Here is a 21,305-nt window from a genome sequence, read left to right as displayed (position 1 = left end):
CAGCGAGCGGGCGGCGGTTCAGGGGACCGAGCGGCCCAGGACCAGGCGGATGCCCGTGGAGTACAGCTCGGCGGGCACCCGTTCGGGGTCGAGCAGGTGCTGGAGGGCGAGCCCGGTGTCGAGCGCCATCGCCAGGGTCGCCCGGTCGGACGGCGTGATGCCGTCCACCTCGTGCAGGTCGCGCGCCACGTAGGCGCGGCGTTCGGCGTACCAGTCGGCGATGCGCCAGCCCGCCGACCGGTCGCGCATCCCGTACAGCCAGAACTCCATCAGCAGTAACGCCAGCAGCCGCGCGTTCTCTCCGGAGCCGCGCCGCGTGGACGCGCCGCCGGCCCGGTCGAACCACTCCTCCTGGGGACCGCCGGACTGGATCTCCTCGCAGACCTCGGTGCTGATCTGGGCGCGGGTGTACTCCTCCATCAGCGCGAGCAGCAGGTCGGTCTTGCCGGTGAAGTTGGAGTAGACCGCGCCCTTGGTCAGCCCGGCCGCGGCGGCGATGTCGTCGAGCGAGGCGCCGTGGATGCCGCGTTCGGCCCAGACCCGCTGCGCGGCGGCGAGCAGGGCGGCGCGCGTCTGCTCCCGGCGCTCGCGCCGCCGCTTCCCGGGCGTCCCGTCCCCGGCCGCTCCGGTGTCCCCGGCCGCTCCGGTGTCGTCGGCCTCGGCGCCGTCGGTGCTGCCGCCGGTCCCCTCGGGCCCGTGGCCTTCGTGGGCGTGGGTCATGTGGGTTCCCTCCTCGCGGGGCGCGCCGCCGCCGGCTCCCGGGGCGCGGCAGCGGTATCCCGGGGGCCGGCGGTTGCGCGCCTTCGTCCTCCTGTATCCGGAATACACCGGGAGTGCATGGTCAATCCCCGAGTTGTGCAACTCTCCGGGGCTGGAACGGTCCGATGCACGGGCGCCGGACCGGCATCCGGGACAGGCGCGGAAGAGGTGCGACATATCACCTGAAGTGCGTCGTTACTTGCGGGTAGCCAGGAGTGGCCGGGGGGTCATAGTCTGCATTCATGGCATCCCCGACGGTTCCTGCCAAAGGCATCGCAGCGCACGAGCTCCCCCGGGCCCTGACCGAGCGGCTGGTCGCGCAGGTGGTCTCGGGCGGCGCCGAGACCGCGACCATCTCCACCCCCTTCACCGGCGAGCCCCTCGCCGTCGTCCCGCTCTCCACCGCCGACGACGTGCTGAAGGCGTACGAGAGTGCCCGCGCGGCGCAGCGCGCCTGGGCGCGGCTGCCGGTCTCCGAGCGGGTCAAGCCGTTCCTGCGGCTCTCCGACGCCCTGGTGGCGCGCCGGGACGAGATCCTCGACATCATCCAGCTGGAGACCGGGAAGGCCCGCCGCCACGCGATGGAGGAGTTCCTCGACGTGGCGCTGTGCTCGCTCTACTACGCGCGGCGCGCCGGGAGGCTGCTCAGGCCGACCCGCCGCCAGGGCATGATGCCGGGCCTCACCCGAGTGCGCGAGCTGCACCACCCCAAGGGCGTGGTCGGCCTGATCGCCCCCTGGAACTACCCGTTCGCGCTCGGCGCCAGCGACATCGCGCCGGCGCTGATGGCGGGCAACGCGGTGGTCCAGAAGCCGGACACCCAGACCTGCCTGTCCAGCCTGTGGGTGCGGGACCTGCTGATCTCGCTCGGGCTGCCGCGCGACCTGTGGCAGATCGTGGTGGGCGAGCCCGCCGAGATCGGCGATCCGCTGATCGAGAACGCCGACTACGTGTCGTTCACCGGCTCCACCCGCGGCGGCAGGGCGATCGCGGCGAAGGTCGCCCCCCGGCTGGTGGGCTACTCGATGGAGCTCGGCGGCAAGAACCCGATGATCGTCCTGGACGACGCCGACGTCGAGCGCGCCGTCCGCGGCGCCGTCCGCGCCTGCTTCACCAACGCCGGGCAGCTCTGCATCTCGATCGAGCGGATGTACGTCCACCAGGACGTCTACGACGCGTTCGTGCCGCGCTTCGCCGAGGTGACCAAGGCGCTCAGGCTCGGCACCGGCCTCGGCTTCGACACCGAGATGGGCTCGCTGACCTTCGCCCGGCAGCTCGACGTGGTCACCCGGCAGGTCGACCAGGCGGTGCGGGCGGGCGCGACGGTGCTGGCCGGGGGCAAGGCCCGTCCCGACATCGGCCCGCTGTTCTACGAGCCGACCATCCTCACCGGCGTCAACGGCGAGATGGACCTGTGCGCGAACGAGACGTTCGGGCCGGTCGTGGCGATCTACAAGGTCGCCGGCGAGGAGGAGGCGATCAGCCGCGCCAACGACACCGAGTACGGCCTGAACGCCTCGGTGTGGACCAGGAGCGCCGAGCGCGGACGCCGCGTCGCCGCCCGGCTCCAGGCCGGCACCGTCAACATCAACGACGGGTACGGCGCCGCGTTCGCCTCCTACGACGCGCCGATGGGCGGGATGAAGCAGTCGGGCATGGGCCGCCGGCACGGCGCCGAGGGGCTGCTGAAGTTCACCGAACCGCAGACGGTCGCCAGCCAGCACGTCATCGACCTGGAGCCGCCCGGTTCGCTCGGCTACGAGCGGTTCGCCGAGCTGATGTCCGGCGGCATCAAGGTCATGAAGAGACTGCGGATCAAGTGACCGCGGGGCGAGCGGCCACGGGACGCGCGGCCGGCGGGCGCGCGGCCGGGGCCTTCGACTACGACGTCCTGGTCGTCGGGTCCGGGTTCGGCGGCAGCGTCTCGGCGCTGCGGCTGACCGAGAAGGGCTACCGGGTCGGGGTGATCGAGGCGGGCCGCCGCTTCGACACCGCCCCCGGCGCGGCGCCCGGCGCCCGCTACCCGGAGCTGCCGAAGACCAACTGGCGGATCTCCCGCTACCTGTGGGCACCCGCGCTCGGCCTCACCGGCATGCAGCGCGTCCACCTGATCCGCGGCGCCAGGTCCAGCCGGGTGATGGTGCTGGCCGGCGCCGGGGTCGGCGGCGGCTCGCTCAACTACGCCAACACGCTGTACGTGCCGCCTGAGCCGTTCTTCCAGGACCGGCAGTGGGCGCACATCACCGACTGGCGGGACGAGCTGGCACCGCACTACGACCTGGCCCGGCGGATGCTCGGCGTCGTGCCGAACCCGACCACGACCGAGGCCGACAAGGCGCTCAGGAAGGTCGCCGACCGGATGGGCAAGGGCGGCACCTTCGTCAGGACCCCGGTCGGCGTGCACTTCGGCGCCGGGCCCGGGATCGAGACCGCCGACCCGTACTTCGGCGGCGCCGGGCCGAGGCGGCGCGGCTGCCTGGAGTGCGGCGAGTGCATGGTCGGCTGCCGGCACGGCGCCAAGAACATGCTCACCGAGAACTACCTCTACCTCGCCGAGCGGGCCGGCGCCCGGGTGATGCCGCTCAGCCGGGTCACCCAGGTCACTCCGCTGGACGGCGGCGGGTACGAGGTCGAGATCGTGCGGACGGGGTCGTTCGGCCGCGACCGCGCCCGGCTGACCGCCGGGCAGGTGGTCTTCGCCGCCGGGACCTACGGCACCCAGAAGCTGCTGCACAAGCTGCGCTCGACCGGCCGGCTGCCCGGGCTGTCGGCCCGGCTCGGCGCGCTGACCCGGACCAACTCCGAGGCAATCCTCGGCGCCGGGCGGCGCAACGGGAGGCCCGGGCCCGACTACTCCGAGGGCGTGGCGATCACCTCGTCCTTCCACCCGACCCCCGACACCCACATCGAGCCGGTCCGCTACGGCCGCGGCTCCAACCTCATGGCCGGGTTGCAGACGCTGCTGGTCGACGGGGACCGGCCGGGGGAGCGGCACCGTCCGCGCTGGGCGAAGTTCGCCGGGCAGGTGGCGCGGCACCCGCGCGACCTGCTCCAGCTCCTCGACGTGCGGACCTGGTCGCAGCGCACCGTCATCGCGCTGGTCATGCAGAACCGGGACAACTCCATCACGCTGCGGCCGGAGAAGGGGCCGTTCGGCTGGGACGTGCGCGCCGAGCAGGGCCACGGTGAGCCCAACCCGACCTGGATCCCCGCGGGCCACGAGGCGACCAGGTTGCTCGCCGAGGAGACCGGCGGGATGCCCGGCGGCTCGTGGGGCGACCTGTTCGACATCCCGATGACCGCGCACTTCCTCGGCGGCTGCGTGATCGGCGACTCGGCCGGCAGCGGCGTCATCGACCCGTACCACCGGGTCTACGGGCACGCCGGGCTGCACATCGTGGACGGCTCGGCGATCTCGGCCAACCTGGGCGTCAACCCCTCGCTCACCATCACCGCGCAGGCCGAGCGGGCGATGTCGCTGTGGCCGAACAAGGGCGAGGACGACCCCCGTCCGGCGCTCGGCGAGCCGTACCGGCGGCTGGCCGCGGTCTCGCCGAACGACCCGGTCGTCCCGGCCGGCGCCCCGGCGGCGCTGCGCCTCCCGATCGTCCGCGTCACCTGACCGCCGGCGCGCGCCACCTGACCTCCGGTCCGTTCGCCGTCAGGTGCGGTAGGCGGTCCACGCCTCGTTCATACGGGTGGCCTGGCCGGCGGTGAATTCGGTCATGCAGCTGTCCCAGCCGTAGTCCATGTAGTTGTGGATCGGATCGGTGCCCCCGCCGGTGCAGGTGTCCTTGCCCTCTGGGCACCCGCTGGTGGGATCCCGTTCGGGCGGGGTGTCGGCGACGCGGTCGCCCTGCGCGCTACAGCCGTCCTGGAACGTGTGGTAGAGCCCGAGCCAGTGGCCGACCTCGTGCGTCCCGCTGTAGCCCAGGTTGAAGTGCTCGGCCGACCCGCCGGGCAGGCTGCCCTCGTGCACGATGACCCCGTCCAGCTTCGGCTGGGACCGGTACTTCCACGGGAACGTCGACCAGCCGAGCAGGTCCTTGCCCAGGTCGGCGCTGTAGAGGTTCAGCGTGGTCGCGTCGCCCTTGCGCAGCTTCGGCTTGAAGGCCGTCTCGTACCGCTGCGGGTCGGAGTACCAGGCGGCGTTGCTGGTGCGGTCCACCTCGCGCAGGGTGAAGGAGAATCCGGTCTCCGCGCCGCTGCCGGAGCCGCCGTAGGTGCTGTTCAGCACCGAGATCTGGCGGTCGATGGTGGCCTTGTCGACGTCGCCCTTCGCGCCGTCGTGCAGGACGTGGAAGTAGACCGGCACCGTGGCGGGCGCGTGGCGGCGCGCGGTTCCGGGGCCGGACGAGCGGTCGCCGGTTCCGGGCCGCCCCGGGCCGGGCCTGTGCAGCAGCCGGGCCATGTCGCGTTCGACCGCGGCGACCTCGGCCGAGGTCAGTTCGTTGGGTTCGTGCACGCCGTGCGCGCCCGGCCGGATGCGGGCCTCGGCGGCGGCCCCGGAACCCCGCCCGGGACCGTGTCCGGGCAGGCAGGGCGCCCCGGCCGGCGGGGCCGCGTGGGCGCCGCCGGCGGACCGTCCCGCGCCCGTGCCCGGATCGCCCGTGCCCGGATCGCCCGGGCGCAGGTCCGGATGGGTCGGGACCGCGGGCACGAAGGCGGCGATCAGGGTGGCTGCGGCGATCAGCTTCACGGCACTCCTCGGCGGGCGCTGGGGACAGAGTGAGGGGAGATACCTCTGAACACGGACGGTGACCAAGTGATATCAGAGTGGAACTCTTCCGCGAACGTCCCCGCCCCAAACCGGGCCGGGCCGCTGAGCGAATGTCGGTGCGGGCTGGTTGCATGATGGCCGGCGCAGGTCGCGGAGCCGTGAGGGCAGTGGGGCGGACATGGAAGATCAGCACATGGTGGACGAGGCGCGTTTCTGGGACTTCCTGGAGGCGGCCTGGGCGCCGCTGGGAGCGGAGGTCGACCGGGCGCGCAGTGCGCTCGCGACCAGGACGCCCGCACCCGGCGAGGACTTCGACGGCAAGCCGCCGTTCGCCGTGGTCGACGGCGCGCTGGACGGATTCCTGGACAACCTCACCGCCAACAGCCGGGGGCTCTCGGCGGAGGAACTGACCGCCTTCGACCGGGTTGTCGAGCGCAAGCTCCACGACATCGACCGGGAGGACGTCCACGCCGTGACCGACGGCTCCGACGACGGGTTCCTCTACGCGCGCGGCTTCATCGTCGCGCTGGGCCGCGACTTCTACGCGGCGGTGGTCCGCGACCCGCGGACGGCGGTGCTGGACGCCGACTGCGAGGGGATGTGCTACTTCTTCGCCCACCTGCACCGCAGGCGTTTCGGTGACTTCCCGGACACCGGGTCCGGCCTCTCGCGCGAGTCGTTCTCGAATCCGGCGGGCTGGCTCGCCCCCGCCTGACCCGGGCGCGGACGGCGCTCCGCACCGGTGGCGGGGGCGGGGCGGCATAGGCGCAGGCAGAGGGCCCGTAGACTGAAAACCTTCCGCCGAGTCCCGTCCTGCCCTGCGAAAGGCATTGTTGGTGGCCCTAGACCAGTCCTTTGACACCGTTCTCGTCGTCGACTTCGGCGCGCAGTACGCGCAGCTGATCGCGCGGCGGGTCCGCGAGTGCCATGTGTTCAGCGAGATCGTGCCGTCCACCATGCCGGCCGCCGAGATGCTCGCCAAGCGGCCGAAGGCGATCATCCTGTCCGGCGGACCGGCCTCGGTGTACGCGCCGGGCGCGCCGGTCGCGCCCGACGGGCTCTTCGACCTCGGGGTGCCCACCCTCGGGATCTGCTACGGCCATCAGGTGATGGCGCAGGCCCTCGGCGGCACCGTCGAGAACTCCGACATCGCCGAGTACGGCGGCGCCGCGATCAGCGTCGCCGACCCCGGGCTGCTCCTGGCCGGGCTGCCGGGCGAGCAGGCGGTGTGGATGTCGCACCGCGACTACGTCAGCGGCGCCCCCGACGGCTTCACCGTCACCGCGCGCACCGACGTCACGCCGGTGGCCGGCATGGAGGACCGCGAGCGCGGCTTCTACGGCGTGCAGTTCCATCCCGAGGTGCTGCACACCGAGCACGGCATGGAGATGCTGCGCCGGTTCCTGTACGAGGGCGCGGGCTGCCGGCCGAGCTGGACGATGGTCAACATCGCCGAGGAGTCGATCGAGGCCGTCCGCGAGCGGGTCGGCGGCAGCCGCGCGATCTGCGCGCTGTCGGGCGGGGTCGACTCGGCGGTGGCCGCCGCGCTCGTCCAGCGCGCGATCGGCGACCAGCTCACCTGCGTGTTCGTCGACCACGGGCTGCTGCGCAAGGGCGAGCCCGAGCAGGTCGAGAAGGACTTCGTCGCCGCGACCGGGGTCAAGCTGCACGTGGTCGACGCCGCCGACCGGTTCCTCGCGGCGCTGGCCGGAGTGACCGACCCGGAGGAGAAGCGCAAGATCATCGGCCGCGAGTTCATCCGGGTCTTCGAGGACGCGGCGCGCGGCATCGTCGGCGAGGAGGGTGCCGAGCCGGTCGAGTACCTGGTCCAGGGCACCCTGTACCCGGACGTGGTCGAGTCCGGCGGCGGCACCGGCGCGGCCAACATCAAGTCGCACCACAACGTCGGCGGGCTCCCCGACGACCTCCAGTTCCTGCTGGTCGAGCCGCTGCGCGCGCTGTTCAAGGACGAGGTGCGGGCGCTCGGCGAGCAGCTCGGGCTGCCCGCCGAGCTGGTCTGGCGGCAGCCGTTCCCCGGGCCGGGGCTCGGCATCCGGATCATCGGCGCGGTCGATCGCGAGCGGCTGGCGATCCTGCGCGAGGCCGACGCCATCGCGCGCGAGGAGCTGACCCGCGCCGGGCTCGACCGCGACGTCTGGCAGTTCCCGGTGGTGCTGCTGGCCGACGTCCGCTCGGTCGGGGTCCAGGGAGACGGCCGCACCTACGGCCACCCGGTGGTGCTGCGCCCGGTGACCAGCGAGGACGCGATGACCGCCGACTGGGCGCGGCTGCCGTACGAGCTGCTTCAGCGGATCTCCACCCGGATCACCAACGAGGTCCGGGAGATCAACCGCGTCACCGTCGACATCACCAGCAAGCCGCCCGGCACGATCGAGTGGGAGTAGCCGCCTGACGCGGAAAGGCCCGGACGACTACGTCCGGGCCTTTCCCATGCGCGGGGTCAGACGGTGGCGGGGGCCAGGGCGGCCTCGGCCTCCAGGGTCGCCGCGGTCGCGTTCACGACCGCGGCCACGCGGATCGCCTCCTGGACGAGCTCGCGCGACAGCCCGGCGTCGCGGACGACCTTCTCGTGCGACTCCAGGCACCGGCCGCAGCCGTTGACGGCGGAGACCGCCAGGCACCACAGCTCGAAGTCGACCTTCTCCACGCCCGGCTTGCCGATGATCGACATCCGCAGCTTGGCGGGCAGGGTGCTGTAGGTCTCGTCCCCGATGAGGTGGGTGGCCCGGTAGTAGACGTTGTTCATCGCCATGATGGACGCGGCGGCCTTGGCCGCCTCGAACGCCTCGGCCGACAGGTTGTCGCCGGCCTCCTCGGCCAGCTCCCGGATGACCGTGGCGCTGCCGGTGGCCAGGGCGCAGGACAGCACCGTCCCCCAGAGCTGCTGGTCGGTCAGCTGCGAGGTGGAGGTCACCGAGCCCAGGTTGAGCTTGGTGTCCTTGGCGTAGCCGGGGAGTGCGTCCTTCAGGGTGTCAACGCTCATGATCATGCGTCCTCTCGTGCGGACGGCCGGCCGCGGCGAGCTGCCGCGGCCGGCCGTCGTGGGTTCGGGGGATCAGGCCCCGGCCATCAGCTTGGAGGCGTCGAGGGTGTCCTCGCCCTTGCTCCAGTTGCAGGGGCAGAGCTCGTCGCTCTGGAGCGCGTCGAGGACCCGCAGGACCTCCTTGACGTTCCGGCCGACCGAGCCCGCGGTCACCATGGAGAACTGGATCTCGTTGTTCGGGTCGACGATGAACGTCGCGCGCTGGGCCACGCCGTCCTCGGTGAGGATGCCGAGCGCCGAGGTGAGCTCGCGGTTGAGGTCCGACAGCATCGGGAACGGAAGCTCGCGCAGGTCGGGGTGGTCCTTGCGCCACGCGAAGTGCACGAACTCGTTGTCGACCGACGCGCCGAGCACCTGGGCGTCGCGGTCGGCGAAGTCCTCGTTCAGCCGGCCGAACTCGGCGATCTCGGTCGGACAGACGAAGGTGAAGTCCTTGGGCCAGAAGAAGACCACGCGCCACTTGCCCTCGTAGGACTTGTGGTTGATCGTCTCGAAGGCGCCGTCCGCGTCCAGCGAGACGCAGGCGGTCAGCTCGTACTCGGGGAACTGGTCACCGACAGTAAGCACGCATGCTCCTTTTGGTCTACGGGAAGGCCGGTCCGTGAAGGGATCGGCTGTGCTGAGCGAAGGCCGCCGGGGCGATGCCATCCGGCCGCCGATGTCACTCAGCGTGCATCATCGCGATTGAGAAGAGAAATCAATCCGACACATGAACTTGATAGGACACCCCTATCAGTCGGCAAAGCCCCTGGTCAGAGCACTTCAAGGGGGATGGTTTCGTCTCTGAGATGGCCAAGGTCACAGCCGTCCGCCGCTGTGTGAGCCTCTCCGTGAGCACGGAGTGTAGGACGAAACGGTCTGTAACCTACCAGAGGCCACAGACGCCCTCTGTCGCGGGGATGTTCGTGCATCACGGGGGACGGGTATCGTCGGAGGGGTTATCTATCTTTGCTCTGGCGATAGGGGGCGGCTATCAGTAGGCCGACGGTGGCTCAGTTGCGGGCGTTCCAGGCGCTCGCCGAGCATCTGCACTTCCGGGACGCCGCGGCGGCGCTGCGGATGAGCCAGCCCGCTCTGTCGGGGGCCGTGGCCGCGCTGGAGGAGGCGCTCGACACGCGGCTGGTCGAGCGGACCACGCGCCGGGTGCTGCTCACCCCGCTGGGGGAGCGGGTGGCGCGGCGGGCCGAGGTCGTGCTGGCCGAGCTGGACCGGCTGGTGGACGAGGTGCGCGCGGTCCGGGGGCCGCTGGTCGGGCCGCTGCGGGTCGGGGTGATCCCGACCGTGGCGCCGTACCTGCTGCCGGCCGTGCTGCCGAGGCTGGCCCGGGAGTTCCCCGATCTGGAGCTGTCGGTGCACGAGGAGCAGACCGAGCACATCGTCTCGGAGCTGCTCGCCGGACGTCTCGATGTGGTGCTGCTCGCCCTGCCGGCCCCGGTGACGGGGGTGACCGAGCTCCCGTTGTACGACGAGGACTTCGTCCTGGTCGCACCCGAGTCCTACGACCTCGGCGGGCCGGACGCCGTGCTCGCGCGCGAGGCGCTCAACGAACTCGACGTGATCCTCCTTAACGAGGGGCACTGCCTGCGCGACCAGGCGCTGGACGTCTGCCGGGAGGTCGGCGCGCGAGCGGCGGCGGCGACGTACGCGACCAGCCTGGCGACTCTTGTCCAACTTGTCTCCGGCGGGCTTGGCGTGACGCTCGTCCCAGAGACGGCCCTTCCCGTGGAGACTCGGCGGGCGCCGAACCTGAGGCTGCACCGGTTCGCCTCGCCGGCCCCGTTCCGCCGGATCGGTCTGGGGCATCGGTCGACGTCGCCGCGTGCGGAGGAGTTCGCGGCGCTGGCGGCCAGTATCAGCGCGGCCCTTGTGGACGCCGCGCCGGGGGTTCGCCCGTCCGTGGACGTGACGGCTTAGGGCGGCGCCTTTCAGACGGGGCGGTGGGCGCGGACGAACAGGGTGACGCCGGGGAGCGCCTTGACGGGTAGGTGGCGCTCGACGGCCGCCAGGGCGCGCAGGCCCGCGTTGACGGCCGTGCAGGGGCGGTCCAGGCCGTAGCCGGCGTGGCGGTGCCGCCGCCACCGGACCAGGGGGCGGAGCAGGACGTTGCGGCTCCAGATGCGATCGACCAGCAGGCCGGCGGCTTCGACGACCTCGGCCAGCGCCGACCGGCCGTAGCGGCGCACCCGCCCGAGCGACACGTCGTGCGCCGACCACAGGGCCATGTCGCTGGGGACGGTGATCAGCGCGGTCCCGCCGGGGCTGAGCACCCGCGCGATCTCGGCGGCGGCGGCGCGGTCGTCATCGGCGCGCTCCAGGGCGTTCAGCGCCGTGGCGAACCCGAAGTGGGCGGACGGCAGCGGCAGGTAGCAGACGTCGCCCTCGTAGACGTCCAGGCCGTGCCCGCGGGCCAGCCGGGCGGAGGCGGGCGAGCCCTCCACCGTGACGGTCTCCCAGCCGTGCGCGGCCAGGACGCGGGGGTCGCCGGCGGTGGCCGCGCCGATCGCGACGGCCCGGCCGGGCGGCCCGGTCCGGCGCACCTCGCGGGCGATGACGGCGCGGCGGTCGCGGCACCACCAGTCGGCGTCCTCGGCCTGGGCGTCCCGCGGGATCTCGATGGCGTCCACGGCACCAGCCGACGTGATCGGGGGCGTCCACCGCCAGCGTCAGCGCCGCGCGCCGTGCATCGTTGACCTGTTCTTGGCCATGTGATCGTCGCCCGCGGGTCCGGACGCACCGGCCGCCACCTGGGCACTCGCGGCGCCACGGCGGGGATCGGCGCATGCTGGACAACGCCACCGGCGCGCTGATGGGCTGGTGGACGGCACGGAACCGTCCCGAGGACGCGGCGCGGATCGCACCGGGGAGCGGGTCCGCGGCCGTGATCGGGGGGTCACAGTGGGGGCTATCGTCCGTCTCGTGCGCGCGCACGCCGTGCTGGCCGGCGCGCTCGCTGCGGCCGTGCTGCTGCGCCTCGTCGCCGTGCTGGGATATCCGTCCGCGCTGTGGTTCGGGGACTCGGTCGGGTACCTGCGCAGCGCGATCAACCTGGAGCCGTCCAGGACGCGTCCCAGTGGCTATTCGCTGCTGCTGTGGCTGCTCCGGCCGCTGCACGGCCTCGTCGCGGTCGTCACGGTGCAGCACCTCCTCGGCCTGGCGACCGGTGTGGTGCTGTACGCGCTGGCACGGCGGCATGTGCGGGCCGCGTGGCCGCGTCCGGAGTGGCTTCCGGGCGTCCTCGGTACCGCCGTGGCCGTCCCGGTGCTCTTCGACGCCTACCAGATCGAGCTGGAACACCTGCTGTTGTCGGACACGCTGTTCACCTTCCTGGTGGTGTCGCTAGTGGCCGTCCTGCTGTGGCGGCCTGACGTGACGGGGTGGACGGCCGTATGCGCGGGCCTGCTGCTCGGCATGGCCGCGGTGACCCGCACAGTGGGACTGCCTCTGCTGGCGCTGGTGCTCGGCTGGCTCGTCCTGCGCGGTCGCCGTGCGGCGCTCGTCCCCGCAGTGGCGCTCACGGCCGCCTGCCTGCTGCCGGTCGGGCTGTACATGAGCTGGTTCCATGCCGCGCACCGGCAGTACGCGATGACCACCGCCGGGAACGTGTTCCTGTACGGGCGGGCCGTAGGGTTCGCCGATTGCCGCATCATCAAGCCCCGTCCCGCCCTGGTGAGGATGTGCCCGCACACGCCTCCGGTGGGCATCTCCCCCGCGTACGCGTCCCTGTGGACGGACCGGTCGCCGTTCGCGAGCATGCCCGGAGGGAAGTCGGGCGGTAACGAGCTCGCGGGGGAGTTCGCCTACGCCGCGATCCGCGCCCAGCCCGCGGACTACGCGTGGATCGTCCTGCGTGACACCGCTCGCGCGTTCACCTGGGAACGCACCGTGTACCCGTCGCCGTGGACATTCCGGAAGTACGAGTTCCCGAGCCGGGCGAAGCCGCTCGCCGACCGGCAGAAGAAGGTGGCGCGCGCGTACTCGGGGTTCACCGGACCGCAGCCGGTGGTGGAGCCCATGGCGGGTTGGATGCGCGGCTACCAACATCGTATGCGTCTGCCGGGCTCGATCCTCGGGCTGCTCCTGCTGGCGGGCGCCAGCGGGATGCTGTTCGTCCGCGGAACCTGGCGGCAGGCGCTGCTGCCCTGGCTGACGTCGCTGGCGCTACTGGTCGTGCCCGCCGCGACGGCGGACTTCGACTACCGCTACGTCGTGCCCGCGTTCCCGCTGGGGGCGCTCGCCGCCCTGCTGGCGTTCGTCCGGGGGCGCCGGCCCGCCGGCCGGGCCGGAAAGCGGACCCGCCGGACGGCGCCCCGGACCTCGGCCAGGACGGGCTGAGCGTTTCCTCAGCCCCGGTCGCGGCGGCGCCGGATCAGGAAGCGGACGGCCAGCAGGAACACGACCACCGCGCCGATCGCCGGCACGGCCCGCTTGGCGACCGACGGACCGGCGACCTCGAGCAGGTCGATCGGGTCATCGGCGCCGCCCGCGCGGGGCGCTTGGGCCTGCGGTCGCGGCAGCGGCTCGGACGTCGACTCCGCCGCGCTTGCGGTGCGCTGCTGCGGGATGGACGGGATAGGCCGCGCGGGCGCCACCGGAGAATTCGGTGCGGCTGGTGCGGCCGGGGCCGCCGGCGAGGCGGGCGGGGCGGGCGGGGCGGGAGGCGCGGGCGGAGTGGGTGCGGTCGGCTCAACGGCCTCGACGGCCTTCGCCGGTTCCGTGGCGGCGGGCTGAGTGGCGGGCTTCGCGGCGGGCTCTGCGGGAGGTTCCACAGGAGGCCCCGCGGGGGTCTCCAGCTCCGCGGCGAGGGCCTTGGCGAAGCGCGTGATCAGCTTGCCGCCGACCTCGGAGAGGATGTTGCGGCCGAACTGCGCCGGGCGGCCCGTCACGTTCAGCTTGGTGTGCACGGTGACGCGCGTGCTCCCGCCCTCGTCATGCAGCCGGGCCTGGACGGTCGCCGAGGCCGTGCCGGTGCCGCGCGCCTCCTTGGCCGCGGCCTCGAGGGTGACCGTGCGGGACGGCTCGTCGGCCGCGACGACGCGCGCGGTCCCGCGGTAGGTGATGGTCATCGCGCCGACCTTGATCTTCAGCCGGCCCGTGTACTCCTCGCCGTCGACCGAGTCGAGCGTCGCACCGGGCATGCAGAGCGCGACCCGCTCCACGTCGAGCAGCACCGACCAGGCCTGATCCACCGGCACGGGGACGGTGAATTCGTGGTCGAGCTCCATGTTCGTGGTCCTTCTCATCCGGGGGGCTTGCTCACGCGACCTTACGGCGGTCACCCGCCCCACCGCCAGACGGCCCCGCCGGACGCCCCCGCGGCGGGACCCGGGGCGGGCGGACCCGGCGGCGGGGGCGCGGACCGGTCAGACCGCGGCGGCGGCGGTCAGCGCGCGGGCGGTGAGAACGGTGGCCAGATGCGCCCGGTACTCCGCCGAACCGTGCAGGTCGGTGGGCGGCGAGGTGCCCTCGGCGGCCCGCTCCCCGGCGGCGCGCAGCGAGCTGGAGGAGACCGTCCGGCCCTCGATGAACCGTTCGACCGCGGTGGCCCGCACCGGGACCGGGCCCATGTTGGTGAGGGCCACCCGGGCGTCCTCGACGGCGCCGCGCTCCCGCCGCACCGCGCAGGCGACGCCGACGATCGCCCACGCCTGCGCCGTCCGGTGGAACTTCTCGTAGTGCACGCCCCAGCCGGGCCCGAGCTTGGGGACGCGCACGCCGGTCAGCAGCTCGTCCGGGTCCAGCGCCGAGGTCATCCAGTCGACGAAGAAGTCCGCCGCCGGGATCTCCCGCTCGCCCCGGGGGGAGCGGGCGAGGAGCACCGCGTCCAGCGCCAGTGCCACGGCGGGCAGGTCACCGGCCGGATCGGCGTGCGCGAGCGCGCCGCCGAACGTGCCGCGGTGCCGGATCGCCGGGTCGGCCACGGTCGCCGTCGCCGCCGCGATCAGCGGCGCGTGCGCGCGGACCAGCGGGTCGCGGACCACCTGGTGGTGGGTGGCCATCGCGCCGATCAGCAGCGCGCCGCCCTCGTCGCGGATCTCGCGCAGCGCCTCGATCCGGCCGACGTCGATCAGCGCGTCCGGGTAGGCCAGCCGCAGCCGGAGCAGCGGCATCAGGCTCTGCCCGCCGGCCAGGATCTTGGCGTCCTCGCCCGCCTGCGCCAGCGCCGACACGGCCTCGCCGGCCGAGGCGGCGCGCACGTACTCGAACTTCGCGGGGATCATCGCGCACCTCCGGTGGAGCCGGGACCGTCCGGTCCGGTGCCGTCGCGCACCGCGCGCCACACCCGCTCGGGCGTGCACGGCATCGGCACGTCCTTGACGCCGAACGGGCGCAGCGCGTCCACGATCGCGTTGACCACCGCCGGGGTGGACGCGATCGTGCCCGCCTCGCCGACGCCCTTCACGCCGAGCGCGTTGGACGTCGCCGGGGTCTCGGTGCGGTCGGTGGTGAACTCGGGCAGGTCGGCCGCCGACGGCACCAGGTAGTCGGCCATCGTGGTCGTGGTCAGGTTGCCCTCGGCGTCGTACACCGCCTCCTCGTAGAGGGCCTGCGCGATGCCCTGCGCGAGCCCGCCGTGCACCTGCCCCTCGACGATCATCGGGTTGACCACCTTGCCGACGTCGTCCACCGCGACGTAGGAGCGCAGCCGCACCATCCCGGTCTCGGTGTCCACCTCGGCGGCGCACAGGTGGGTGCCGTGCGGGAAGGAAAAGTTGTCGGGGTCGAACGTGGCGTCGGAGTCGAGCGTGGGCTCGATGCCGTCGGGCAGGTCGTGCGCGGTGAAGGTGGCCTGCGCGACCTCCTGGATGGTGGTGCCCTCGTCCCGGACGCCGCGGACGCTGAACCGGCCGCCCGCGAACTCCAGGTCCTGCTCGGCGGCCTCCAGCAGGTGCGCGGCGATGGTCCGGGCCTTGTCGACGACCTTGTCGCAGGCGGAGTAGAGCGCCATCCCGCCCACGGCCAGCGACCGCGAACCATAAGTGTCCATGCCCTTGTGCGCCACGGCGGTGTCACCGTGCAGCACCTTGACGTCGTCGAACGGCACCCCGAGCCGGTCGGCGGCGATCTGCGCCCACGCCGTCTCGTGGCCCTGCCCGTGCGCCGACGCGCCCGTGACCACCTCGACCTTGCCGGACGGCAGCATCCGCACCGACGCGTACTCCCAGCCGCCCGCGCCGTACGCCAGCGAGCCGAGCACCCGCGACGGCGCCAGCCCGCACATCTCCGTGAACGTCGACACGCCGAGGCCGAGCTGCACCGGGTCCCGGCGCCCGCGCCGCTCGGCCTGCTCGGCGCGCAGCGCGTCGTACCCGAACAGCTCCAGCGCCTTGTCGGTGGCGGCCTCGTAGTCGCCCGAGTCGTAGGTGAGGCCGGAGACGGTCTCGTAGGGGAACTCGTCCCGTGTGATCCAGTTGCGCCGCCGCACCTCGATCGGGTCCAGGCCCAGCTCGGCGGCCAGTTCGTCCATCAGCCGCTCGATGCCGAACGTCGCCTCCGGGCGGCCCGCGCCGCGGTAGGCGTCGGTCGGGGTCTTGGTGGTGAACACCCCCGAGCAGGTGAACGAGTAGGCGTCCATCTTGTAGATGCCGTTGAACATGAACGCGCCGAGCAGCGGGACGCCCGGGGTGACCAGCATCAGGTACGCGCCCATGTCGGCGAGCAGGTCCACCTTCAGCCCGCGGATCCGGCCGTCCCGATCGGCGCCGAGGGTGAGCCGCTGGATCTGGTCGCGCCCGTGGTGGACGGTCATGTTGCCCTCGCTGCGCGACTCGGTCCACTTGACCGGGTGGCCGAGCCGCCGCGCGAGCAGCAGCGCGAGCACCTCCTCCCCGTACACCTGGAGCTTGGAGCCGAACCCGCCGCCCACGTCGGGCGCGACCACCCGGATGCGGTGCTCGGGGATCTCGGTGACGGTGGCGAGCATCAGCCGCAGGATGTGCGGGATCTGCGTGGCCGAGTACAGGGTGAAATCGTCGCCCTCGGGCACGCACAGCACCGCGCGCGGCTCCATCGCGGTCGGGATCAGCCGCTGCTGGACGTAGCGGCGTTCGAGGACGACCGGCGCGTCCCGGATCGCCGCGTCCAGGTCGCCGTTCTTGTACACCCACGTGTACGACCTGTTCGTCCCCAGGCCGGCGTGCACGAGGTCGGCGCCCTCGGCCAGTGCCTCCTCCATGTCGACCACCGCGGGCAGCGCCGTGTAGTCGACGTCGACGTCCTCCAGCGCGTCCACCGCCGCGTACCGGTCGCGGGCGACCACGCAGGCGACCGGCTCGCCCACGTACCGGACCTCGGTGACCGCCATCGGCGGATGGTCGGGGTGCTTCATGTCCTCGGTGACCGGCCACGCGCAGGGCAGCCCGCCCTGCTCGGCGGCCAGGTCGGCGCCGGTGAACACCGCGACCACGCCGGGCCGGTCGCGCGCCCGCCCGGCGTCGACCCGCGCGATCGCCGCGTGCGCGTACGGGCTGCGCAGGTACGCCACGTGCAGCGTCCCGGCGGGCTGGAGGTTGTCGGTCCACCGGGTGCGTCCGGTGACCAGGCGGGCGTCCTCGGAACGCCGGCGCGGCGAGCCGATCTCCGGCGCGGGCCCCTCGGTGGCGGGCGCGCTCACGACGCCGCTCCCCGCTCCCGCCCCTGCACGGCGTCCTGCGCTTGCGCGGCGCCCTGCCTCATGTCGGCGGACGCGCGCCGCACCGCGCGGACGATGTTCTGGTAGCCGGTGCACCGGCACAGGTTGCCCTCGAGCCCCTGGCGGATCTCGTCGGCGGACGGGTCGGCGTTCTCGCGGAGCAGGTCGATCGCGGCCATGATCATGCCGGGCGTGCAGTAGCCGCACTGGAGCGCGTGCTCCTCGTGGAAGGCCCGCTGCATCGGGTGCTCGCGGCCGGTGCCGGGGACCCCGAGGCCCTCGATGGTGGTGACGTCCCGGCCGTCGGCCTGGACGGCGAGGACGGCGCAGCTCTTGGCGCTCAACCCGTCGAGCAGGACGGTGCACGCCCCGCAGTTGCTGGTGTCGCAGCCGATCGGCGTGCCGACCTTCCCCAGCCGGTCGCGAAGGTAGTGGACGAGCAGGAGACGGGGTTCGACGTCGTCCTCGTACGCCGTTCCGTCGATCTCGACCCGGATGGGTGGCATGCGTTTCTCCCAGGGGCGTCTCGAAGTGGGCTGGACGGGGAGACGTCCCTGGGGAGGGGCACGTTGGTCTGGCCACGTCATCGGGGCGCACCTCCGGGGAAGGCGACCTCATGAACGTATGATGCGGGTGAATGGGGTACTAGCCCCCGGCGTGGCCTATTTGTATTAGTTCACTCGGAGGAGGACGGGCCACGTCTGCGGCCCGACGACGCCGTCGTCCTTGACGCCGCCCCATTTCTGCACGGCCTTGACCGCCTTCAGGGTGACGTCGTCGAAGGTCCCGCTGACGGTCACCTCGGAGTGGCTGCGGGCGATCAGGAGTCCCTGCATGCTCTCCACGTGTTCCCCCGTGGCGCCCTTGGCGAGTTCGGGCAGCTTCTTCATCATGGCCTCCATCCAGTCGCTCCCGCCGTAGGCGGGCCTGCCGAAACCGGCGATCACGGCCGACGCGCGGACGCGCCGCTTGCAGGCGTTCGAGGTGTTGGCCTCGATGGTCTGCACCCGCCCGCCGCCGAGCACCTTCTCGATGACGCCGACGTGGTCGATCGCGCCGACCTTGTTGGTCTCGCCCCAGTCGAAGAAGACGATGTCGCCGGGCTTGGCGGCGTTGACGTTCTTGGTCGTCCCGGTGTACCAGCGGTCGATCTTCTGGAAGTCCTGCGCGTGCCACACCGTGTAGGCGCGGTCGCCGCCCGGCAGCGCCGCGGCGGCGTTGTCGCTGTGCCGGGCCCAGTACGTGATGGCCATGTCGCACCAGTTGGCCTTGAGGAACTCGTCCCCGTGCCGGGAGGCGTACTCCCTGGTGATGACGTTCGGCCGGCCCGACAGTCCCAGCGACTTGCGGGCCCGGGCGATCATTCCCGCGGCGGAGCCCATCTCAGGCCCCCTCTCCGCGGTAGATCCCGTCGGGGTCGGCGGGCCCGTACAGCTCGTTCAGGATCTGTTCCTCATCGGACTCGGTGGCCCGGTGGACGTCGGAGTTGGCGTCGACCAGGGGCATGTTCATCAGTTCTTCGATGTCGGCGGGGGTCACTGCTCCTCCAGGGGCGGTCGCCTTCCGCGCCCGCGGCGCGGGCACGTCAGCGAGATTACGACTCTGCCGCTTGTCTTTCCGGATTTCCGGCCGAATCACATCTGAGGCATGTCAGTTTTGGGTGACGGGCCCCGTTGTGTCCTTTCGGATAGGGGAATGGGTGACTTCCTGGCCAGGTGAATGCAGTAAATTGCCCACATTTGTCGGATGCATGGCAATTGTCGACCATCGCTCCGTCCGGCCCCTACACCGGCCAGTACGTCTCACCCTGAGCGCGGGCGGGGTGTGCGGTCAGCGACCAGCAGGCAGGAGGCCCGCCGCCTCGATCACCGCCGCGGCGACCTCGGCGATGGGACGGCCGCCGGCCTCGACCGTGAAGTCGGCGATCCCGGCCTCGACCAGGACGCGGTCCAGCTCGCCCGACCTGTCCAGGTGCCAGCGCAGCTCTGCGGGCTCGTCCTCGTGACGCCGGACGAGGCGCCGCCGGACCTCCGGCAGCCCGACCTGGAGCCGGCACACCGACAGCGGCGCCCCGACCGCCGCACCGCAGCGCTCGCGCTCGTCCCCGGACTCGACCACTCCCGCGAGGATCAGCCGCGTCGCGCCGGCGTCCAGGTAGTTGCCCGCGACACTGCGCAGGTTCCGCAGCAGCAGGGCGAAGTTGAACCGGTCGCCCGGCGGCGCGGGCCGGCTCTTCGCCAGCCAGTCCAGGTCGATGACGGCGCTGGGGACCTCGGCGTCGCCGAGCAGCCCGCCCACGGCCTCGGCCACCGAGGTCTTGCCCGCTCCGACGGTGCCGGTGATCAGGAGGGCGCGGGGGGCCGGATCGCCAGGACGCATGCCCGCACCTTATGACCCGTCGTGACCCGGCCCGGAGCGGCCCGTCCGTGAACGGGGCGTTCCGGGGCGGGCCGTCCGCGGGGTCAGCGGGCGGGGGTGAGGGCCGTGGAGTGGAGCACGGCGCCGTCGATGTCGCGGAGGTGGACGGTGAGGGTCTTGCTGTGGGCGTCGATCTCCACCTGGCCGAAGAACTGGAAGCCCTCGGCCGGTGAGGTGTTGGCGTGCGGGGGCGCCTGCTGGAACTTGAGCTGGGGACCGAAGGTGGCGTCGAGGGCGTTGGGACCGAAGGCGCCGGCGTTCAGGGGACCCGATACGAATTCCCAGAAGGGGTCGAAGTTTTTGAACGCCGCCTTGGACGGGTCGTAGTAGTGCGCGGCGGTGTAGTGGACGTCGGCGGTCAGCCACACCATGTTCCGGACGCGGTGGCGCTTGGCGTACGAGAGGAGGTCGGCGATCTCGCGCTCGCGGCCGAGCGGGGCCTTGCCGTCGCCCTGCGCGGCGGCCTCCTGGGCGGTGCCGTCGGGGACGACCAGGCCGATCGGGAGGTCGGCGGCGATGACCTTCCAGGTGGCCTTGGAGCGGCTCAGTTCGCGCTTGAGCCAGGACGCCTGCTCGGCGCCGAGCAGGCCGTCGCGCTGGGTGGGGGAGTCGTCCGGTCCGTTCGCGTCCTTGTAGGTGCGCATGTCGAGCATGAAGACGTCCAGCAGCGGGCCGTAGGACACCTTGCGGTAGAGGCGGCCGTTCCTGGCGGGACGGATCGCGGTGGGGGTGTACTCCAGCATCGCGCGGCGGGCGCGGGCTGCCAGGACGTCCACGCGCTTCTCGGTGTACTCGGGGAGGTCGAGGATCTCGCCGGGGTACCAGTTGTTGAGGACCTCGTGGTCGTCCCACTGATAGAGCATCGGGACGCGGGCGTTGAACGCCTTGAGATTGGCGTCCAGGAGGTTGTACCGGAACTGGCCCCGGTAGTCGGCGAGCGTCTGCGCGACCTTCGCCTTCTCGGCGGTGAGGACGTTGCGCCAGGTGCGGCCGTCGGGGAGCTTCACCGATTCGGCGAGCGGGCCGTCGGAGTAGACCAGGTCGCCGCTGCACAGGAAGAAGTCCGGGTCGACCGCGCCCATCGCGTTGAAGATCCGGTATCCGCCGAGGGCCGGGTCGATGCCCCAGCCCTGGCCGGCGAGGTCGCCGGACCACACGAACGAGACGTCCCGCTTGGCGCCGGGCGCGGTGCGGAGCCTGCCGGTGACCGGTTCGGAGAGGAGGGAGTGCCGGTCGAGGTCGGCGAGGCGGACGCGGTAGTGCAGGTCCTCGCCGGTGGGGAGGCCGTGCAGGAACGCCTTGCCGGTCAGGTCGGTCTCGGGCGTGAGCACGGGGCCGCGCACACTCCGGACGTTCCTGAAGTCGGGACGGCGGCTCACCTCGACGAGCATCCGTGCGGGACGGTCGGAGCGCGCCCACACGACCGCCTCGCGGCCGGTCACCTCACCGCTCTGCACACCGTGGGTGAGGCGCGGCCGGCCCCTGCGGACGAGACCGGGCGCGGCGGACGCGGTGCCGCCGCCGAGCAGGCCGAGCGCGGCACCGCCGCCCGCTATGGCGCCACTGCGCAGAAGGGTCCGTCTATCCAGCACCATGGCCGACTCCGTTCACTCAAGACTCAAGCGTGATCCTGGGGCAGGCTCTCGCGGCGCGGCGGACACGGCCGGGATCCGGGGTGGCCGGGGCGTGAACACTCGCGGTCGCCCTCCGCCGCC

19 protein-coding genes are annotated in these 21,305 nt (G+C 72.5%); 6 read left to right on the top strand and 13 right to left on the bottom strand.

Annotated elements, in window-relative coordinates; genetic code table 11:
* Positions 1-18 precede the first annotated feature (18 nt).
* Complete coding sequence (locus tag QP090_RS28975; protein WP_285942631.1) at positions 19-720, bottom strand: TetR/AcrR family transcriptional regulator; 702 nt, start codon at positions 718-720, stop codon at positions 19-21.
* 281 nt (positions 721-1,001) lie between these two features.
* On the opposite strand from QP090_RS28975, the gene QP090_RS28970 reads away from it, so the two are divergent.
* Together QP090_RS28970 and QP090_RS28965 are read left to right on the top strand one after the other, a co-directional pair.
* On the top strand, positions 1,002-2,582 hold the full coding sequence (locus QP090_RS28970; RefSeq protein ID WP_285942630.1) for a succinic semialdehyde dehydrogenase: 1,581 nt from the start codon (positions 1,002-1,004) through the stop codon (positions 2,580-2,582).
* Entirely contained in the window at positions 2,579-4,381 is a 1,803-nt protein-coding gene (locus QP090_RS28965; protein ID WP_285942629.1) for an FAD-dependent oxidoreductase, read from the top strand. The genes QP090_RS28970 and QP090_RS28965 overlap by 4 nt, the downstream gene beginning before the upstream one ends.
* Before the next feature lie 39 nt (positions 4,382-4,420).
* Here the strand turns inward: QP090_RS28965 and QP090_RS28960 are convergent, their stop codons facing one another.
* The gene (locus QP090_RS28960) at positions 4,421-5,458 is read right to left on the bottom strand and encodes a zinc metalloprotease (protein ID WP_285942628.1); all 1,038 of its coding nucleotides are present in this window, start codon (positions 5,456-5,458) and stop codon (positions 4,421-4,423) included.
* Between the two features lie 199 nt (positions 5,459-5,657).
* On the opposite strand from QP090_RS28960, the gene QP090_RS28955 reads away from it, so the two are divergent.
* Positions 5,658-6,194, top strand: a complete 537-nt coding sequence (locus QP090_RS28955; RefSeq protein WP_285942627.1) for a DUF4240 domain-containing protein — start codon at positions 5,658-5,660, stop codon at positions 6,192-6,194.
* Positions 6,195-6,309: 115 nt separating this feature from the next.
* Positions 6,310-7,884 carry a glutamine-hydrolyzing GMP synthase gene (gene guaA, locus QP090_RS28950; RefSeq protein ID WP_443029569.1) on the top strand — a complete coding sequence of 525 codons (1,575 nt, stop codon included), beginning with the start codon at positions 6,310-6,312 and terminating at the stop codon, positions 7,882-7,884.
* Positions 7,885-7,940: 56 nt separating this feature from the next.
* Here guaA and ahpD read toward each other — a convergent pair whose 3' ends face one another.
* Entirely contained in the window at positions 7,941-8,483 is a 543-nt protein-coding gene (gene ahpD, locus QP090_RS28945) for an alkylhydroperoxidase, AhpD family (protein WP_285942625.1), read from the bottom strand.
* A gap of 72 nt (positions 8,484-8,555) precedes the next feature.
* The gene (locus QP090_RS28940; RefSeq protein WP_285942624.1) at positions 8,556-9,110 is read right to left on the bottom strand and encodes a peroxiredoxin; all 555 of its coding nucleotides are present in this window, start codon (positions 9,108-9,110) and stop codon (positions 8,556-8,558) included.
* A gap of 420 nt (positions 9,111-9,530) precedes the next feature.
* Between QP090_RS28940 and QP090_RS28935 the strand changes: the two genes are divergently transcribed.
* Positions 9,531-10,457 (top strand): hydrogen peroxide-inducible genes activator, encoded by a 927-nt coding sequence (locus tag QP090_RS28935; RefSeq protein WP_285942623.1) that lies wholly within the window; start codon positions 9,531-9,533, stop codon positions 10,455-10,457.
* An 11-nt stretch (positions 10,458-10,468) separates the two neighbouring features.
* On the opposite strand, the gene QP090_RS28930 is transcribed toward QP090_RS28935, so the two are convergent.
* Positions 10,469-11,167 carry a class I SAM-dependent methyltransferase gene (locus tag QP090_RS28930; RefSeq protein ID WP_285942622.1) on the bottom strand — a complete coding sequence of 233 codons (699 nt, stop codon included), beginning with the start codon at positions 11,165-11,167 and terminating at the stop codon, positions 10,469-10,471.
* A 292-nt stretch (positions 11,168-11,459) separates the two neighbouring features.
* On the opposite strand from QP090_RS28930, the gene QP090_RS28925 reads away from it, so the two are divergent.
* Positions 11,460-12,875 (top strand): hypothetical protein, encoded by a 1,416-nt coding sequence (locus QP090_RS28925; protein WP_285942621.1) that lies wholly within the window; start codon positions 11,460-11,462, stop codon positions 12,873-12,875.
* Between the two features lie 8 nt (positions 12,876-12,883).
* On the opposite strand, the gene QP090_RS28920 is transcribed toward QP090_RS28925, so the two are convergent.
* The 8 genes from QP090_RS28920 to QP090_RS28885 form a co-directional block, all read right to left on the bottom strand.
* Positions 12,884-13,765, bottom strand: coding sequence for an SRPBCC family protein (locus QP090_RS28920; protein ID WP_285942620.1), 882 nt, complete (start codon positions 13,763-13,765; stop codon positions 12,884-12,886).
* Positions 13,766-13,903: 138 nt separating this feature from the next.
* Complete coding sequence (locus QP090_RS28915; RefSeq protein ID WP_285942619.1) at positions 13,904-14,761, bottom strand: FAD binding domain-containing protein; 858 nt, start codon at positions 14,759-14,761, stop codon at positions 13,904-13,906.
* The gene (locus QP090_RS28910; RefSeq protein ID WP_285942618.1) at positions 14,758-17,154 is read right to left on the bottom strand and encodes a xanthine dehydrogenase family protein molybdopterin-binding subunit; all 2,397 of its coding nucleotides are present in this window, start codon (positions 17,152-17,154) and stop codon (positions 14,758-14,760) included. The genes QP090_RS28915 and QP090_RS28910 overlap by 4 nt, the downstream gene beginning before the upstream one ends.
* The gene (locus QP090_RS28905; RefSeq protein WP_285942617.1) at positions 17,151-17,678 is read right to left on the bottom strand and encodes a (2Fe-2S)-binding protein; all 528 of its coding nucleotides are present in this window, start codon (positions 17,676-17,678) and stop codon (positions 17,151-17,153) included. Before QP090_RS28905 ends, QP090_RS28910 begins: the two co-directional genes overlap by 4 nt.
* Before the next feature lie 165 nt (positions 17,679-17,843).
* Positions 17,844-18,554: a CHAP domain-containing protein gene (locus QP090_RS28900; RefSeq protein ID WP_285942616.1), complete on the bottom strand. Its 711-nt coding sequence runs from the start codon at positions 18,552-18,554 to the stop codon at positions 17,844-17,846.
* 1 nt (position 18,555) lies between these two features.
* On the bottom strand, positions 18,556-18,711 hold the full coding sequence (locus tag QP090_RS28895; RefSeq protein ID WP_285942615.1) for a hypothetical protein: 156 nt from the start codon (positions 18,709-18,711) through the stop codon (positions 18,556-18,558).
* 291 nt (positions 18,712-19,002) lie between these two features.
* Positions 19,003-19,551 (bottom strand): P-loop NTPase family protein, encoded by a 549-nt coding sequence (locus QP090_RS28890; protein WP_285942614.1) that lies wholly within the window; start codon positions 19,549-19,551, stop codon positions 19,003-19,005.
* Positions 19,552-19,634: 83 nt separating this feature from the next.
* A complete protein-coding gene (locus tag QP090_RS28885) occupies positions 19,635-21,185 on the bottom strand; it encodes an alkaline phosphatase D family protein (RefSeq protein ID WP_285942613.1) in 1,551 nt (516 codons plus the stop codon).
* Positions 21,186-21,305: the final 120 nt, after the last annotated feature.

The sequence above is a fragment of the Actinomadura xylanilytica genome (assembly GCF_030283145.1).
Classification (GTDB): domain Bacteria; phylum Actinomycetota; class Actinomycetes; order Streptosporangiales; family Streptosporangiaceae; genus Spirillospora; species Spirillospora xylanilytica.
This window is presented reverse-complemented; position numbering and strand designations above follow the sequence as displayed.

Excerpts from the sequence above, each read along its gene's own strand:
- QP090_RS28975 (WP_285942631.1), bottom strand. The coding sequence starts at position 720 with ATGACCCACGCCCACGAAGGCCACGGGCCCGAGGGGACCGGCGGCAGC.
- QP090_RS28970 (WP_285942630.1), top strand. The coding sequence starts at position 1,002 with ATGGCATCCCCGACGGTTCCTGCCAAAGGCATCGCAGCGCACGAGCTC.
- QP090_RS28955 (WP_285942627.1), top strand. The coding sequence starts at position 5,658 with ATGGAAGATCAGCACATGGTGGACGAGGCGCGTTTCTGGGACTTCCTG.
- ahpD (WP_285942625.1), bottom strand. The coding sequence starts at position 8,483 with ATGAGCGTTGACACCCTGAAGGACGCACTCCCCGGCTACGCCAAGGAC.
- QP090_RS28920 (WP_285942620.1), bottom strand. The coding sequence starts at position 13,765 with ATGGAGCTCGACCACGAATTCACCGTCCCCGTGCCGGTGGATCAGGCC.
- QP090_RS28915 (WP_285942619.1), bottom strand. The coding sequence starts at position 14,761 with ATGATCCCCGCGAAGTTCGAGTACGTGCGCGCCGCCTCGGCCGGCGAG.
- QP090_RS28905 (WP_285942617.1), bottom strand. The coding sequence starts at position 17,678 with ATGCCACCCATCCGGGTCGAGATCGACGGAACGGCGTACGAGGACGAC.
- QP090_RS28900 (WP_285942616.1), bottom strand. The coding sequence starts at position 18,554 with ATGGGCTCCGCCGCGGGAATGATCGCCCGGGCCCGCAAGTCGCTGGGA.
- QP090_RS28890 (WP_285942614.1), bottom strand. The coding sequence starts at position 19,551 with ATGCGTCCTGGCGATCCGGCCCCCCGCGCCCTCCTGATCACCGGCACC.
- QP090_RS28885 (WP_285942613.1), bottom strand. The coding sequence starts at position 21,185 with ATGGTGCTGGATAGACGGACCCTTCTGCGCAGTGGCGCCATAGCGGGC.